Source organism: Mycobacterium attenuatum (genome assembly GCF_900566085.1).
Taxonomy (GTDB): Bacteria; Actinomycetota; Actinomycetes; order Mycobacteriales; family Mycobacteriaceae; genus Mycobacterium; species Mycobacterium attenuatum.
This window is the reverse complement of sequence record NZ_UPHT01000041.1, coordinates 1-1,268: the sequence shown is the minus strand read 5'-3', so window position 1 is coordinate 1,268 and position 1,268 is coordinate 1. Positions and strand designations below refer to the sequence as shown.

The window sequence follows — 1,268 nt, the reverse complement described above, 5'->3', positions numbered from 1 at the left end:
CCCTAATGGGAGTCGATCAGCGTGTCCGTGAAGGGGATCTTGTTACCCGGGGCGGGAACCTGGTTACCGAGCCGCCGGCCGGTGAGCACTGTGCAGGCCCTGGAATGATCGTCGATTCCTAGCGTTAGATCGTGCCCCGATCGGTTGGTGTGGTCATCTGTAGCGCTCATGGGATGTCGTGCCAGTTTGAGCACTGATCCATTAGGTCGTCGCCGGGTGTCCTTGGGCTCGGACGGGATTGATCGACGTTGATCTAAGGGAGGCCAACCAATGCTGTTGGTCGGAGACGACTGGGCAGAAGACATCACGACGTGTTTTTGATGAACGACGCCGGCGACCGACTGGCCTCACGGCGGCTACCCGAAGGTGTGGCCCGAATCAGACAGTTGCACAAGTTGATCGCCGGGCAAGCCCGGGACCCCGCTGAGGCCGTTATCCGGATCGACCGCGGCTTGTGGGTCGATGCACTGATCGCTGCTGGCTATCAGGTGTTCGCGATCAACCCGCTGGCCGCGGCCCGCTACCACGGCTCGGGAGCCAAGTCCGATCCCGCGGACGCCAAGCTGTTGGCTGGGCGCGCACCCGCCATACCAACGGCCTACGCAGTACGTTGCGGGAGTATTACCCGGCAGCATCGGAGGCGTTCGGGGATCTGGCTGACCGTGACGCGTTAGCCGTCCTGGGCCGCGCTCCGACCCATCCGATGCCGTGCGACCGAGCCTGGCGAAGATCCGTTCGGCGCTCAAAGCCGTTGGGCGACAAACCCAACCTTGACAGCGGGCACTTCAGATTCAGGCCGCGCTTCGCACTTCGCAGCTGACCGCTCCGGCCGCGGTGACCGCCGCGTTCGGGGCCAGCACGCGGGCCGCGGTCGCCATCATCGCCGAACTGAACCATCAGATCAGCGATCTGGAAACCGAACTGTCGACACATTTTCAGACACACCCGCCCGGGTGCTCGGTGAGTTCGGGGACGACCCGAACCGCTACAGCACCGCCAAGTGTGGCAAGAACTACGCCGGAACCTCACGATTGACCATCGCGTCCGGCCGAAAACGGGCGGTGCTGGCCCGTCACGTCCGCAACAAACGCCTCTACGACGCCCTCGACCAATGGGCCTGCTGCGCTCTGCACAGTAGCCCCGGTGCCCGCACCTTCTACGACCAGCGCCGCGCCGTCGGGGACAGGCACCACCAAGCGCTGCGCGCCCTGGGCAACCGCCTCGTCGGCATCTTGCATGGCTGCCTACGCCACCACACCCGCTACGAC

At 64.7% G+C, this 1,268-nt stretch carries 1 pseudogene; it reads left to right on the top strand.

Annotated elements, in window-relative coordinates:
• Window positions 1–270 precede the first annotated feature (270 nt).
• A pseudogene (locus EET13_RS06175) lies at window positions 271–1,268 on the top strand (IS110 family transposase); the annotation flags it as partial.